This is a genomic window from Pseudobdellovibrionaceae bacterium, assembly GCA_015163855.1.
GTDB lineage: Bacteria > Bdellovibrionota > Bdellovibrionia > Bdellovibrionales > UBA1609 > JAAOIH01.
Genome location: JAAOIK010000007.1, coordinates 14,414 through 28,157 on the forward strand (window position 1 = coordinate 14,414; position 13,744 = coordinate 28,157).

General features: G+C 30.8%; 10 protein-coding genes. 4 read left to right on the top strand and 6 right to left on the bottom strand.

The window, feature by feature from the left end; all coding sequences use genetic code 11:
- The first annotated feature begins 174 nt into the window (after nucleotides 1-174).
- On the top strand, nucleotides 175-1,500 hold the full coding sequence (locus HAW63_00525; GenBank protein MBE8162461.1) for a hypothetical protein: 1,326 nt from the start codon (nucleotides 175-177) through the stop codon (nucleotides 1,498-1,500).
- Between the two features lie 53 nt (nucleotides 1,501-1,553).
- On the opposite strand, the gene HAW63_00530 is transcribed toward HAW63_00525, so the two are convergent.
- The 5 genes from HAW63_00530 to lgt all read right to left on the bottom strand — a co-directional run bounded on the left by HAW63_00530 (nucleotide 1,554) and on the right by lgt (nucleotide 10,048).
- Nucleotides 1,554-3,827 (bottom strand): hypothetical protein, encoded by a 2,274-nt coding sequence (locus HAW63_00530; GenBank protein MBE8162462.1) that lies wholly within the window; start codon nucleotides 3,825-3,827, stop codon nucleotides 1,554-1,556.
- Between the two features lie 86 nt (nucleotides 3,828-3,913).
- Nucleotides 3,914-5,257, bottom strand: coding sequence for a hypothetical protein (locus tag HAW63_00535; GenBank protein ID MBE8162463.1), 1,344 nt, complete (start codon nucleotides 5,255-5,257; stop codon nucleotides 3,914-3,916).
- 137 nt (nucleotides 5,258-5,394) lie between these two features.
- The gene (locus tag HAW63_00540; GenBank protein ID MBE8162464.1) at nucleotides 5,395-7,602 is read right to left on the bottom strand and encodes a hypothetical protein; all 2,208 of its coding nucleotides are present in this window, start codon (nucleotides 7,600-7,602) and stop codon (nucleotides 5,395-5,397) included.
- On the bottom strand, nucleotides 7,592-8,944 hold the full coding sequence (locus HAW63_00545) for a hypothetical protein (protein ID MBE8162465.1): 1,353 nt from the start codon (nucleotides 8,942-8,944) through the stop codon (nucleotides 7,592-7,594). Before HAW63_00545 ends, HAW63_00540 begins: the two co-directional genes overlap by 11 nt.
- Nucleotides 8,945-8,992: 48 nt before the next feature.
- Nucleotides 8,993-10,048: a prolipoprotein diacylglyceryl transferase gene (gene lgt / locus HAW63_00550; protein MBE8162466.1), complete on the bottom strand. Its 1,056-nt coding sequence runs from the start codon at nucleotides 10,046-10,048 to the stop codon at nucleotides 8,993-8,995.
- A 169-nt stretch (nucleotides 10,049-10,217) separates the two neighbouring features.
- Between lgt and HAW63_00555 the strand changes: the two genes are divergently transcribed.
- Both HAW63_00555 and HAW63_00560 read left to right on the top strand, forming a co-directional pair.
- Nucleotides 10,218-10,469, top strand: coding sequence for a DUF1844 domain-containing protein (locus HAW63_00555; GenBank protein MBE8162467.1), 252 nt, complete (start codon nucleotides 10,218-10,220; stop codon nucleotides 10,467-10,469).
- A gap of 14 nt (nucleotides 10,470-10,483) precedes the next feature.
- The gene (locus HAW63_00560) at nucleotides 10,484-11,890 is read left to right on the top strand and encodes a PDZ domain-containing protein (GenBank protein MBE8162468.1); all 1,407 of its coding nucleotides are present in this window, start codon (nucleotides 10,484-10,486) and stop codon (nucleotides 11,888-11,890) included.
- A gap of 3 nt (nucleotides 11,891-11,893) precedes the next feature.
- Here the strand turns inward: HAW63_00560 and HAW63_00565 are convergent, their stop codons facing one another.
- Nucleotides 11,894-12,646, bottom strand: coding sequence for a hypothetical protein (locus HAW63_00565; GenBank protein MBE8162469.1), 753 nt, complete (start codon nucleotides 12,644-12,646; stop codon nucleotides 11,894-11,896).
- Between the two features lie 197 nt (nucleotides 12,647-12,843).
- Between HAW63_00565 and HAW63_00570 the strand changes: the two genes are divergently transcribed.
- Nucleotides 12,844-13,740, top strand: coding sequence for a hypothetical protein (locus HAW63_00570; protein MBE8162470.1), 897 nt, complete (start codon nucleotides 12,844-12,846; stop codon nucleotides 13,738-13,740).
- The last annotated feature ends 4 nt before the right edge of the window (nucleotides 13,741-13,744 follow it).

Sequence of the window (13,744 nt, forward strand, 5' to 3'; positions counted from 1 at the left end):
TCTTTTCGTTATTTAAAAGAAAAAGGACTAGTTTTTGAAAAAAACACAAAAAGCATACAGAAAAAAGTATAAAATGGGTTAATTATATAAAATAATCTAGCTTTTTTAAAAGAATTCATTATGTTAAATAGTTAAGAGCCAAATACTGTAAAATAATTATAATTTATTGCCACTATGCCATCTTCCCCCTCTTCTATTTTTATTATTTTTGGAGAAGTATTTCCCAAAGGTTATATTCAAGGCTTAATCGCTCAAGCTAAAAAACATAATGCCAAAATTATTTATAGCACCATGGGGCGACGCACTTTGGAACAACAATTAAGACCTCTTAACGAAGAGGAATTAGCCAAAAAATGCGAAGAACTAAATTTATCGGATTCTAGTTTATTAATTAATATTCCTTTAGAGGCAGGCTTTGACTTAGAACCTTATGAAGGAAAAAGCCTTGTGGACTGTATTAACCAATACGGCTTAAAAACTTGGGAAGACTTTTCCATAAAAGACATTGCCTTATCCACAGCTAAAAAAGAGGCTAGAATAAAATTTAAAAAACAAATTCAAAAATTTTTAAATGCCGTTAGCCCTTATATAACAGAAGATATAAAAGACATTCATTTTATACACACTATGGCTGGCGGTATCCCTAGAGCTAAACTTTTAATGGCTGTTTTAAATAAAGTTTTAAAAGGTCACGGCAAACGCTTTTATTCTTCAAAACAATTTTGTGCCACAAATTTAGGCACAGCCTCTTTAGAAAGCTTTCAATCAGTAACCGCAGACAGCTTTGAAGACTTAATTACAGAAACAAAAAGCTTAAGAGACTTATGGACTAAAAAAAATATTAATGTCTCTTATGCCGCCTTTGGTTATCGTGGTAACTGCATTTTAGTTAAAGACAAGTATCAGTGGGCCGCTTACGCACCCTATATACAAGGTTGGGCTAAATTAGCACTCGAAGATATTGCAAAACAAGCACAAAAAAATAACATTATTGCCAATGTTTTTAATTGCCCCGAAGTACTGACGCGATCTAGTCAGGCCTTCTCTGGTATCGAAGTGTTTTTGTACCCGTTATTAAATTCGTTAAATGCTTTACACTCTGAGGTTATTTTAAAAAAAATTGGCGATTTATCGATTATACAAGATTTACTAAAACAATTAAAAACTTCGTCTTTAGAACAAAATGCCTTTGCCAAGTATTTTCAAAACGACTTTTCTTTTGAAGCCTTAAAACAACTAACCGATCATTTTTTTACTCACCCCAGCCTTAACGAACAGTTGCAACCTAAGCTTTGGCCTCAGCATAATAACCCAGAACAAATGAACTTAATGATAGAAAAAACGCTAAAGTTAAATCAATATACCATCCCTGAAACAAAATTGCTTTTATACACTCAACTAAGTACAATTTTAATCTACCTAGCTGGTAATCAAATTTATAAACAATTGCACTCTAAGCAAGCCGTGCATCATTTAACTCACAAAAATTTGTTGCAATAGTAAAGAACTAATTGCTTTGTCTATGACTCTTTTATTACTTTGCAGAAATAATATTACTTTTCAGAAACAATAGTCGCCAATATTCGAGCTAAAGATAAAGGGTCTCCCTGCAAAGAAGGCGGATTAAATAAGAAGTTAAACTTTCTCCAAAAATTAGCATCAAAAGGCACAGTTAAAGCATAATGAAAAGCTTGCCGAACAGACGCTTGATCAGTGTCCATATCTTGTGCCTCTAATAATTTAATCACTAAGCCTTCAAAAACCTTCTCTGCTGGTACTAATTCTTTTTTATCTAAAACTCCCGAACTATCTGTATCGTATTTTAACATTACCGATTCAATAAAATTGAATACAGAATAAGATAAAAATAAATTAGTGCGAGTTACTTCTTGGCTTTTTTTAAAAATATTATTATACAATAAAGAAAAGAACTCTTCTTTGGCTGCGGATGTAGCTGTAGAAAAATACTTATCCAAAATCGGAAATCCCGAAGCCTTTTTTATTTTGTCAAAGAAAAAACTTGCACAGTTTTGACTGCATTGTTTTGTTATAGATTTTAGCTCTAAGTTAGATTGTACTAAAGCCGATAAAAGACTACTAAAAAATTCGTAAACCTCTGTAAAAGATAAAGATTCAGATACCAAATGACGATTATTAACAAAATCAATGCTTTCTCCCATATCATCTGTTCCGCAATAAAAATTGCAAGAAATTTTTTGATCTTCTACCACTGACCCTCTAGCACTATAAGAAAAAAACTGAGAAAGAATATGAGTTAAGCTAGCAAATTCTTCTTTTTTGATAGGAATAGTAGGGCCAAAAGTATTTAATAATACTAAAAAATCTTCTGCTAAAGCGTTAATTTCTTTAACACTCAATTCTTGATTAAAAATAATCTTATTAGGTTGATTAGCCTCCACAGCCTTAGCATATTTTACATTATAAGCGTAAAAAATTCCCTCTACTAAGCTTAATATATTATTATGAGTAAATAAATTATAAGGACTTCGTTTTTCTAGTGTTAACTTTGAGGTTAAATGAGCTATTCCTAAATTTTCAAAAGTATAAATACTATTTTTTGAAATGGATAATAATTTGTCGTAGTATTTAAAATCTTTTTCCGATTTTTTTAACCATGGTTTTTTCAATATTTTTGAATTGTGGTTTTTTGATAACAAAATTTGTGCTCTTGTCCATCTATTTACTGTTTCTTTAATCTTTTGTAAGGATTTAGAATTTAAGCCAGAAAGATTAGGCCTGTCTTTTAATTCAGTAAAAAACTTACCAATAAATATAGATAATAATTTTTCGTTGGCTTTAAAAGGCAAAACAGAACGACTGTGAAGCACTTCGAAAACAGGGACTAGCCTAGAGTAAGCGATAGTATTGCTAGGTTGTTTTTCTATCAAGTTACTAATTACTGTAAAAGTTCTATCCATCCATAAAATAAAATATTCTAATTTTTCGGCTTGAAATAAACTCTGCCCCTGCATTGTTAATTGATATTGCACAAATAAAGGATATACCTTAGAAAATAAAGATAAAAATTGTTGTAATTCTTGAGAAGAAATTTGGTTAACATTATTTTCAGGGGATAGTAATGTTTTTATGGCGTTAAACAATTTTTCTTGTTTGTTTATAAATTTAGAAAAAGTAGATTTTTTTCCGGCACCAAAAAACAAATCTATTTGTGCTAATACTTTTTTCAAATTATCATAAGAGTAATTAGTTTTTGAACGCATTGTACTAAAGTAAGATAATACATCAGTAAACACAGCCCCCGAGTGTTTTAGCTTAACCTGCACTTGCGACCAAGAGTATTTAGATAAAAGGCTTTCGATGGAATCTGGTTCTATAGCTAAGTTATAAAATTCCATATTTTTTAAAAGTTTTAATAAATGCGGTGTCATTTCATTTAAAATATTAGAAATTTGCTTTAGTTCTTCTTTGGTAACAATTTCATTACCGCCCACTAGCCACTGCTTTAAAAGAAGCATTTGTTTTGTTAAATCTTCAGTAACTTCTGGCTTTTCATCTAACAATTCAGAAATATAAGTAAATATTTCTTTCATAGTAAATTGTCCGGTTTCTTTTCCCTCAACAGAAGCAGAAAAAATAGCTATGGAATTAGAAAAGCATACCCAAAACCCTTCAAAGTCTTTGGCAGAAATTTTTGCTGCAAAGTAGGCTTTCATGTTTTTTGAAAAGTTTTTTAAACATTTATTAGAATCAACAGAGGATTTAACATAAGTTTTTGCTAATTCTTGAACTTTTAAGTTACAAGAGCTAAAACTAATCATAAAAAAGAGTACAAGTATTAATTTCATAAAGCTATAATCCTACTATTGTATCGGCCTGTTTTAGCCATAAAACCTCTATATAATTCATTATTTTCGTATATATTATATACATATTACAATACATAACTCCACCCTAAGTAAGCAAAATCATTAGAAACATTGCTGGCAAATACCCCTTCTAATTGTTCAGAAAACGGATGCCCTAAAATATCTAATCCAAAGGCTAGTGTATGGCTTCCAATGATTTTAGAATATTTTAATGAAAAAATTTCTACCTTAGAGGTAAAAATTTGTGTGTATTTTACAAAAAAAGTATCTAAAGAAAATAAAATATTTTTTTGTTTCATCTGAAGAAAAACAGCAGATTGATAAGGGTATCCATAAATATTTTTGATCCCTCTTAAATCTTTCCCTGCAGAGAGTAAAGATTGTTGAAGAATATTAAAGCGTGTATAAATACCTCCAAAATTAATATCTGTAGATATATTGCTGTATTTAAGGCCTAATGCTAAAATATTTTTATCTGCTAAAGCAGAGTATTTATCATTGTCTACAAAGGAAAGCTTTTGTGGTTTATCAAGTACTACTGATAAATATTCAGAAAACTGTTTTTGCTTTAATTGCACTTCAAAAAAAGCCAAATGTTGCATCACCGGCTTTGCTTTTACCAATACCTGCACACTATTTTTTAAACCCAAGGTGTCTGTAACATTTGCATAAATATAAGGGCTTGCATAAGGTTTATAAAAATAAGCTCCTGTAAAATACCACTTATTTACTTGCTTTTGTCCCCAAACACCCACACTCCACTGCTGCAAAAAATTATAATAATTAATATCCTGAAGACGGTAATGTATGCTTTTTCCTAAGATAGAGTTATAATACAAAAAAGGTTGCCATCTATTAAAAATATGAATTTTACCATCCGCTATATCCACTGCACCGGTTTGATTAGGAATAAACACGGGACTAACAAACAATCGTAAAAGAATTTTAGAAGTTTGATATTTATAAAACACGCCCAACAAACCTTGTTTTTGAGGTCGTAAAGGGTTTACTTTTACATAAGAACCTAATAAGCCCAAATTCCAATCGGCCTCTAATAGAGACCAATTTATTTTTTTTCTACCAAATACCAGCTGGCTTTTTTTAACCTTTGTAGAAGAAAAATTATATAAAAAAAATAATTCGGGAATTACTACATGACTGTCATCAAACTCGGAAGAAATTATCCCTCCCATATCTGCATAAAAATAACTAGCGTTTTTTTTATGTTGTGAAGAGTAAACTAACCTAGGTTGTAATTGTGTAATGTTTTGTGATAGCTGGCTAAACTGTATAGGGCTTAAATAATAATTAAATTCTGCATTTACAGAAGCCTTCCAAGAAGCACTGGTAGTAATTGTAAAAAATAATGCTGCTATAAAATATAGCAAAATATAAGTACATCTCTTCATTAAAAGCCCTTGTTCTTTCTTATGTTTATAGCCACATTATACTAAATATTCTGCTATAAATCTGAGATAAGTGTGAATATGTATTTTTTACAAAGTCAGTAATTTTAGGTACTTACGCCAAAAAAAGAGGGAATTTGTTAGTTAGCCGTAATGGATCGAAGAGCTTTAAATACTTTTAATATCTGTAAAAAAGACGCCTGATAGGCTTTGTTGGGGTTTAACGACCACGATAGAAGGCGAAACTCTGATAAAACATCAGAACTGGGGTTAGGAAGCGCTCCCTCTTTTAATACATAAGTATATAAATGTTGTAGCTCTAAAGTGTCCTCTACAGGCAGAACGCTTTGTAAAGCTTCTTTGACTAAGGGGAAAAAGTTTAAACTTTCAAAATACGATATTTGTAAATTAGCATCACTATCAAACTTCTGAAAAATAGTAGCAACATATTGTAACAACATTCCTGTTTTAAATAAATTTTTCTTATTAAAAATCTTTCCATCCACATGCCCTGCAGCAATAGTGGCTGCATTAAACCATTCTTTCGAATTATTTAAAAAACCAGATTGATATATTTGTTTTGGTAAAAAAGAGAAATAAAATTTTTGATTAGCTAAAAATTGATTATAAACACAAGAAGTTTTATAAAAAGTATTTAAGCCTTGTTTTTTAGAGGGGCAGTTTTTACTAACTCCGCGAGCCCACATGGTTTTTATGTTTAAACCACTAAAAATATAGTGCAAATACTCTGTGGCCTCTTGCCTATCTATCATAGCATCAGGCTGACTACTAGGCATAAATAAATTGGTTTCTCTATAAATTGTACTAGGAATTTTTTTATTTTTTGCATTTAGTATTTTTGCAGAAACAAAAATTGGTTTAAGTTCATTAAAAGCTAAGTTTAGTTCTTTTAAATTGATTTTTTTATCTTTGCCTGCATATAAAAAAAATAAAGAATTTATTAATAAACTTTCTTGATTTAAATGCGTTAAATTGTTCCATGTAAATAAAGAGTTAAAAGAATTTGTAAATAACAATCTTCCATGGTTATCCATTTTTTGTTTTCCAATATATGTATTTATTCTTTGAGAAAAAGAATGTCTTATAGAAACCAAATTTACTTGGCTAACTATTTGCTTTTTATGTTTTATTAGTAATGTGTCTGATGAAAACAAAGATTGCTTGCTAATACCTAAAAATTGTAAATTTAAATTTTGAACATAAAGCCAGTTAAGTAAGAATGCCTTTAAAGATAACATATGTTGTATAGAAAAAAATTGAGAATTTAATTCTACACCCTCTTTTTTATATAAATTATTATTTAGCAATTTATTAATACTTAACCAAGAAGCGTCTAAAAAGTCAGAAGTAATAGCAAGATTATTTGGTTTAATTTTTTGGTATTGCAATATTAATTTTTTAATATCTTTAACTGCATATCCTTTTTTTCTATTACGAAAACCCGCCTTGTGTATTAAAGATTTTGCAAACATATTTTCGACAAAGCCATAATACTTAAATTGTGCATCAAGGTTATTAAAGCTAGGAGTGTTATTATTTAAATAAAATAGCTGAAAGCCTCTGTAAGCAGAATACAAAGAGGCTAAGGGAGATATTAACCCTCCCCACTGTTTATTAGCAATTTGTTTTTTATTATCTTTAAAGATAAAAGATTTAACAGAAAAGGCAAATTCTGAAATTTCTTTATGTTTTTTAGAAAATAGCTTTAAAAAATTATCCAAGGATTCAAAATTATAAGACGATTTATAAGAAACAAATATTTTTTCAATAGTGTTAAATGCATTTTTTAACGCCTTTGTAGCCTTTAAATATTTATCATAAGAAACAGAGCCAGCGTTTGAAAAAAACAAAATTTTTCTATGAGGGTGTAAATTAATAGATATTATTTTAAATGTATTAATAGTTGATGTTAAAAAATTTATGTCTATTTTATTAAGAAACCTAGTGTCACGAAAAAAAGATAAATCTTTTAGTAAAGTAATAATAGATAGTATTTTTTTAGCAGAGTGTGTGTCTTTTAAAACTTTATGCAAAACACCTTCTATATCTGCATAAGAATACTGCTTCTTTTTCTCCCCTTTTAAAGAAGAAGTAAATAGCTTAAGGCTGTTGTTTATACATTGCCAAAACCGATTTACTTCTTTTAAATCCATACTAGAGGAGCTAAAATATTTTTTCATAGTTTTTGGTAAATTGGTCCAACAAATATCTTGTATGGATTTTAAATTCTTAATCTTCTCTACAGAGCTGTTAACAGGAGACAGTTTTTTACTACAACTTAAAGAGGTGCTAATAATAAAAATAAATACCCATTTACTAAAAGACATATTTTACTCCCATTTGAATAAAGTGGTTTTTTGCAAACCTATGTAGAAAATAATTAGAATTATAAGCAACAGATTTATTTTTATAAAAATTCGTTACATTAAATAAAATTTCTATTTCTGGTTTGGGCCTCCATAATAAATGAGAAACTAATATAGATGCCTGTTGCTTAAAGTCGTAGGTAGCCCGTAGGTTATAATCCACACCAAAGATATTAAATAGATTAACTATTTTAAAGCCTAATGTGACTGCATCTAAGTAATTGTACGGGTAAGAAAACAAATTTTCTTTTAATTGAATATATTGACTATAAGACTTAGCCGTATAGCCTAGTACCTTTTGGTAAGAGGTAAAAACACTATAATTGTTATTATTATTTATAGAGTAATAAAGGTTGTATAAAAAAACATTGGACAATTTATCAAAAAAATATCCAGCTTCTGTGTCTTTACTATTTTTAAAAGACCTATGAGTAGCTGATAGCAATAAACTCCAACTGGGGTTTTTTACCCCTCCCTCTACTGTGGCTAAAGATTCTTGTACAGTGTAAGGTTTAATATTTACATTTAAGGCTTTTGCACTGGCCACTGGTTTTAAACCTAAGTAAATAGCGTTACTTGGCTTATAAGCAAAAGCAGAACGAACAAAAAAAGACAATGGTAGTTTGTAATTCAATTGCAGGGCAATACTATGTTTTGTTAATAACTGCGAAGCCGAAAAATCATTTAATTTATATAGAATAGGCAAATCGTTAAACCTTACTGGTGCAGATTGTCTCCATGGAGTAAATGACTGAATAGTATTTGATGTAATGCTTAAGTGGGAAGAATATCTAGGTAAAAATACAGGGCTAAAAAAAATATAATACGACCACTTTTTATATTCTTTCTGCCAATGCAAACCCAACAAACCCATAGACACAGCTTGTACAGGGTTTTGATAAAACTCTGCTTGCCATAAATTATTATTCCACAACAAATCCGCCCAACTCCATAAATGTTTTTTTTGCCCTATAAACCACGGCTTGTAATTTAAAAATAACTCTTGAGCTTTTAAGTAAATAATTTTTTCGTAGGTACTATAAAATAATTCTTGTTGAAATTGTAATCGTTTATACTTTCCTTTTCCTCCAAAACCTATTATGCCAATTTTATTAGCATAACTAGTATCAATACTTTTAAAATAACTACCTTGAGAATACAGATAAACTTTTGTGCCCTTATAACTGTGCGAAAAGGTAGAGTTTGCAAGAGGCAGAACTAAATTAGTGGCATGACAAATAGTAAACGGAAACAATAAAAAAAGGTACGCACTATAAAGAAAAATATAAGACCTTTTATACATAATTTCTTGTAAAAGTTTAGGCTGTAAAAGTCAAAAAAATTGTAAATACTAAAGAGTTTTTTCTTTAGAGCGCATGGAAAAAAGTAAAAAATACATACTAAGAATAATAAAAGCAATGCTTAGCCACTGTCCTCTAGTTAAGCCCAACCACTGAAAGCCAATGCTCAAATCGGGCATACGGTAGGCCTCTCCGATAATCCGCGCTATGGAGTAACACAAACCAAAACAGCCCGTAATAAAGCCCAAGGGGCGAGGTTTTTGCCAAATAAAAAAACAAACAACAAACACTAAAAAGCCTTCTAAAAAGGCTTGAAAAATTTGCGAAGGATAGCGAACGCTCAAAACCTTTAAACCGTCCACAACCATGGGGTTAGAACGCTCTGCTAATAAAATAATTTTATGAATCCATAAATTGACATGATATTGTGCCGAAGAAGAGTGACTAAGTAATTGAGTAATCCACGAATTCCAAATTTCCGCATTTATCACTTCACCTGGTACTCCAATGTTTTTTGCAGACATGGTTTCTACCAAAGGAGCCAAAGCCCTTAACTTACTAGGCATCTCTTGTAACCAACGGTATAATTCTTGAGGAAAGCGCACTCCAAAAGCACAGGCTTCTACACAAACTCTTCCATAAAGTTCTCCATTAATAAAGTTGGCTAAGCGGCCGAAAAATAAGCCAATTCCAGCGCTTAAAGCTGCCAAATCCACTAAGTGTAAAAAAGGTAACTGCTTTTTTCTGGCATATAAATAACAAGCAGCAATGACTCCCAACATACCACCATGACTAGCCATCCCTCCCTTGTGTAGTTCTAAAATACCCCAAAAAGGAAACGAAGAATGCCATTCTAAAAATAAATGAGGGGCATAAAATATACAATAACCTAATCGCCCACCAATTAAAATGCCAAAAGCCACAAAGTAAACAAAATCAGACACTTCTTTTACCTTTAAAGAAGATTCCAAATCTTTAACTTTCCACTTAATAATAAAAGCTGCAAAAATAAATGCGGCAATATAGGATATACCGTACCAACGCAAGCCTATGCCTTGCGAAAATTCTAGCAAAAAAGGGCTTAAGCTATGCGTGTAAGGAAACATTCTTGTAGTCTTTCATGCTTCTGAATTGCTGTAAATTATGCAAGGCGTTGTTTTTGTTTGAAGTTGATATTTTCTTTCTTTTTTAGCCTTAGTTTTGTAAATTTAGTAGTAGAATGTATTTGGCAGAATGAATGTACCAGTGCTTAATTAAAAATAAAAAGGATACTTTATGGATAACCAATCTTTACCTGCAAATTTATCAACACTAATTATGTCTTTAGCATCTTCTGCGACGGTTTCTATGGGAATAAGCCCTCATCCTGAAACTGAAAAAACGGAAGTAAATAAAAAAATGGCAGAATTTAATATTGATCTTTTGCTAACTATTAAAGAAAAAACTACAAATAATTTAACTCAAGAAGAAAGTAAACTTTTAGATACTGTTATTAGCCAGTTGCAAACACAGTTTATACAAATTTAAACACTAAGGTATTTATGTATAAAATTTTACTCTTTATATTATTATTATTTTCCTTTTCGTTAAATGCAAAAAACATTTTGTCAAAAATTTCTCCAGGAGAAAAATTACCTGCCGATCAATTTATAAAACTGTATAAAATTATTAATCCCACTGTGGTTAATATTGCTGGAAAGCAACAAGGAAGCTTATACACTTACCCTTCTATTTTACCTTTTAATTTGCCTTATAATAATATTCCTCATAGAAGCGAACCTCCCTCTTCTTTAGGAACAGGTTTTATTATTAGTTCTAAGGGTTTAATTATTACCAATGCTCATGTAATTGCCAACGCAAATATTATTACCGTTAAAGTGGCCAAAGATAATAAGGAATATATCGCTAAAATTATAGGGCAAGATAAAAGTAGTGACATTGCCTTGATTAAAATTAACACCAAATACCAATTGCCTTTTGCTTCTTTAGGAAGTAGCCAAGCTTTACAAGTGGGTCAGTGGGTGGCCGCCTTTGGTAATCCCTATGGCTACTCGCACACCATGACTAAAGGAATTATTTCTGCTAAGGGTCGAGAAATTGATGAACTTAATCGCTTCCCTTTTTTACAAACCGACGCCAGCATTAATAAAGGAAACTCGGGCGGCCCTTTAGTAAATATGCAGGGGGAAGTAATAGGCGTAAATTCGGCCATTGACCCTCGAGCACAAGGCATTGGCTTTGCCATTCCTATAGATAATGTAAAGTCTATTTTAAAAGAGCTGAAAGAGTATGGATTTGTAAAGCGCGGATTTTTAGGAATCTATATGCTAGACTTAACTCCCTCTCTTTCAAGAACCGTAGGTGCTCATAAAAAAAACGGAGCCTTAATTGTAGAGGTTTTAAGAAATAGCCCTGCCGAAAAAGGAGGTTTAAGAACCTATGACATTGTTACTAAATTTAATAATAAACCCATTCTCTCTTCAAGAGATTTATCTAAAGCTATAAAAAATAGTGCAAGTGATGCACAAATTTTGTTAACTATTTATAGAAAAAATAAAGTTTTGCAATTAAAAATAAAACTAAGACCTCACTCTCAAAATTTACACAAACGCCCTTTATCAAAAAAAGTAAGTTCTAAAAAAGCAAAGGTGTACTTTTACAAAGCCCCTTATAAGTTAGGCTTTCACCTTGTTAATGCAAACAAAAAATCTGCTAAATATCTGCAACTTCCTTACTTGGCAAAACTTAATAAACCCGTAGTGGTAGAAATATCCAAACACTCCTCTGCCCACTTATCTGGATTAGCTTATTTGGATATTATTTTAGATGTAAATTTAAAAAAAATAAAAACAGCAAAGCAGGCTTTTCGTGCTTTAAAAAAAGGCACAAATTACATTCGTATTTTAAGAAATAAACAAGTTTATTTACTTCAAATGCGTGGACGATAACAACTAAATAACAATACTTGCTGGAGTAGAAAAAACAGGCTCGCGAACATCAGTCCAAAACCAATTTAACATAGGGTCCATAGATATGGACTCTAATTCGGTAAACTGATTAGCCGACAAATTACTAAACTTAACAGGTAAAGATTGGCCTGGCCCCAAATATATAAATTCTTTAAAATTTTCTTTTAAAGCAATCTGTTCAAAACCAAATTTAAAAGTGGCAGAGTCTATTCTTTCTTGCTCTACATACTTTCCTGCAATTCTTTTAAAAATAATATAATAGTTAGTGGGCAATGCATCTTCTATAACACTGTCTTCTTCTAAAATGCTTTTGATCATTTTTTGCATGGAGCAGCGTTTTAAAACAACAGATAAGGCTTTAGAAGATATAGAGTTACCCATTAAAAACTCGGGATAAGAATAGGTTTTTAAATATCGATTAAACAAGCCCACCTGAGATACATAGCTAACAATTATGCTTAGCTTTTTACGCAAAGCCGTTACCTTGGCAGAAGTATTTTCCACACCCTTATGGGTTAGATGACTATTTACCGACGGTTTGCCAACAGGAGGCCAGTCACTTTGCATAATACTAATTAAATCCACAGAGCCTTCAAATTCTTTGTAAGACTCATTAATTATTCTTTCTGCTTCTTTTAATTGAATAAGCACTTCGGGAATACGAATTACATTTTGTCTAACTGATAAAAAAGCAAAAGATTCCCTAATAGGGACAAAAAACACTAAAGACTTCATAATCTTTCCTAGATTAAATTAACTAGTGCTAGAGTACAAAAAATTACAAAAAAAAGGAAAAGAAAAAAGAAAAATGTATTTTTTATACAAAAAGAAGCCCGTCCTTAGTCTGATTATCCTTAGAACTCTGCCTAAAAGACTAAACAATTGCTAAGCTTATTTAGGCGCTAAGTAAATGCATTTAAATATATAAGTATATGAAAAAACTAAATAATCCAATTTTTATTAAATTTCTTTTAGTAAGCGTATTGGCTTATATTGTAGCCGACTTAGCACAGTTGCAAATAAGAAAAATTTTGTTTCCTAAAGCTGCGGGTTTAAAGCTTACTGCAACCACCGACCTCTCTTTTGCTAACTCCTCTAGTCAGTATTATGCCATTTTAGAAAGAAATATTTTTTCTGCAAAAAATATTATTCCCACTCCATTATCTAAGAAAGAGCAAATAGCCAAAAAACAAGCCCTTCCCAGTGGCGAGCCTGTGGCTTCTTCTTTAAGTATTAAATTATTAGGAACCATTGTAAATTCCCTACCTAACTACTCCGTAGCTACAGTTAGCCTTTCTCAAAACAGTGCTGCAGAGGCTTACTCGGTTAAAGACACTATTAAAAATTTAGCAATTATTACAGAAATACATAGAGGAAAAATTATTTTTAAAAATTTAAACTCTAATCGTTTAGAATATATTAAAATTCCAGAAAAAACTCAATTTCAATTTTTTACAAAAACTCCATTGAATGAGGCCAATATTCAAGAAGAATTACCTGGTTCTTATAAGATTGCTAGAAAAACGATAAATAAATACCTTAAACCCAAAAACTTAAGAAAATTACTAAGGCAAGCACATGTTATCCCCAATATTATTTCAAGAAACCCCACTAAAATAGATGGTTTTCGATTTGCGCAAATAAAAAAAGGTAGTATTTTTGAAACCCTAGGCTTTAAACCTAATGATACTATTTTAGAAATTGATGGACAACCCGCCCATGGCACTCCTCCTTGGGAACTATTTAATAAATACAAAAATAGTTCTCACTTAAGACTAAAGATTAGACGAAATGGTCAAGTGAAAGAATTTACCTATAATATAAACTAAACGA

Coding starts and splice junctions, on each gene's coding strand:
- HAW63_00525 (MBE8162461.1), top strand. CDS start 175: ATGCCATCTTCCCCCTCTTCTATTTTTATTATTTTTGGAGAAGTATTT.
- HAW63_00530 (MBE8162462.1), bottom strand. CDS start 3,827: ATGAAATTAATACTTGTACTCTTTTTTATGATTAGTTTTAGCTCTTGT.
- HAW63_00535 (MBE8162463.1), bottom strand. CDS start 5,257: ATGAAGAGATGTACTTATATTTTGCTATATTTTATAGCAGCATTATTT.
- HAW63_00540 (MBE8162464.1), bottom strand. CDS start 7,602: ATGTCTTTTAGTAAATGGGTATTTATTTTTATTATTAGCACCTCTTTA.
- HAW63_00545 (MBE8162465.1), bottom strand. CDS start 8,944: ATGTATAAAAGGTCTTATATTTTTCTTTATAGTGCGTACCTTTTTTTA.
- lgt (MBE8162466.1), bottom strand. CDS start 10,048: ATGTTTCCTTACACGCATAGCTTAAGCCCTTTTTTGCTAGAATTTTCG.
- HAW63_00555 (MBE8162467.1), top strand. CDS start 10,218: ATGGATAACCAATCTTTACCTGCAAATTTATCAACACTAATTATGTCT.
- HAW63_00560 (MBE8162468.1), top strand. CDS start 10,484: ATGTATAAAATTTTACTCTTTATATTATTATTATTTTCCTTTTCGTTA.
- HAW63_00565 (MBE8162469.1), bottom strand. CDS start 12,646: ATGAAGTCTTTAGTGTTTTTTGTCCCTATTAGGGAATCTTTTGCTTTT.
- HAW63_00570 (MBE8162470.1), top strand. CDS start 12,844: ATGAAAAAACTAAATAATCCAATTTTTATTAAATTTCTTTTAGTAAGC.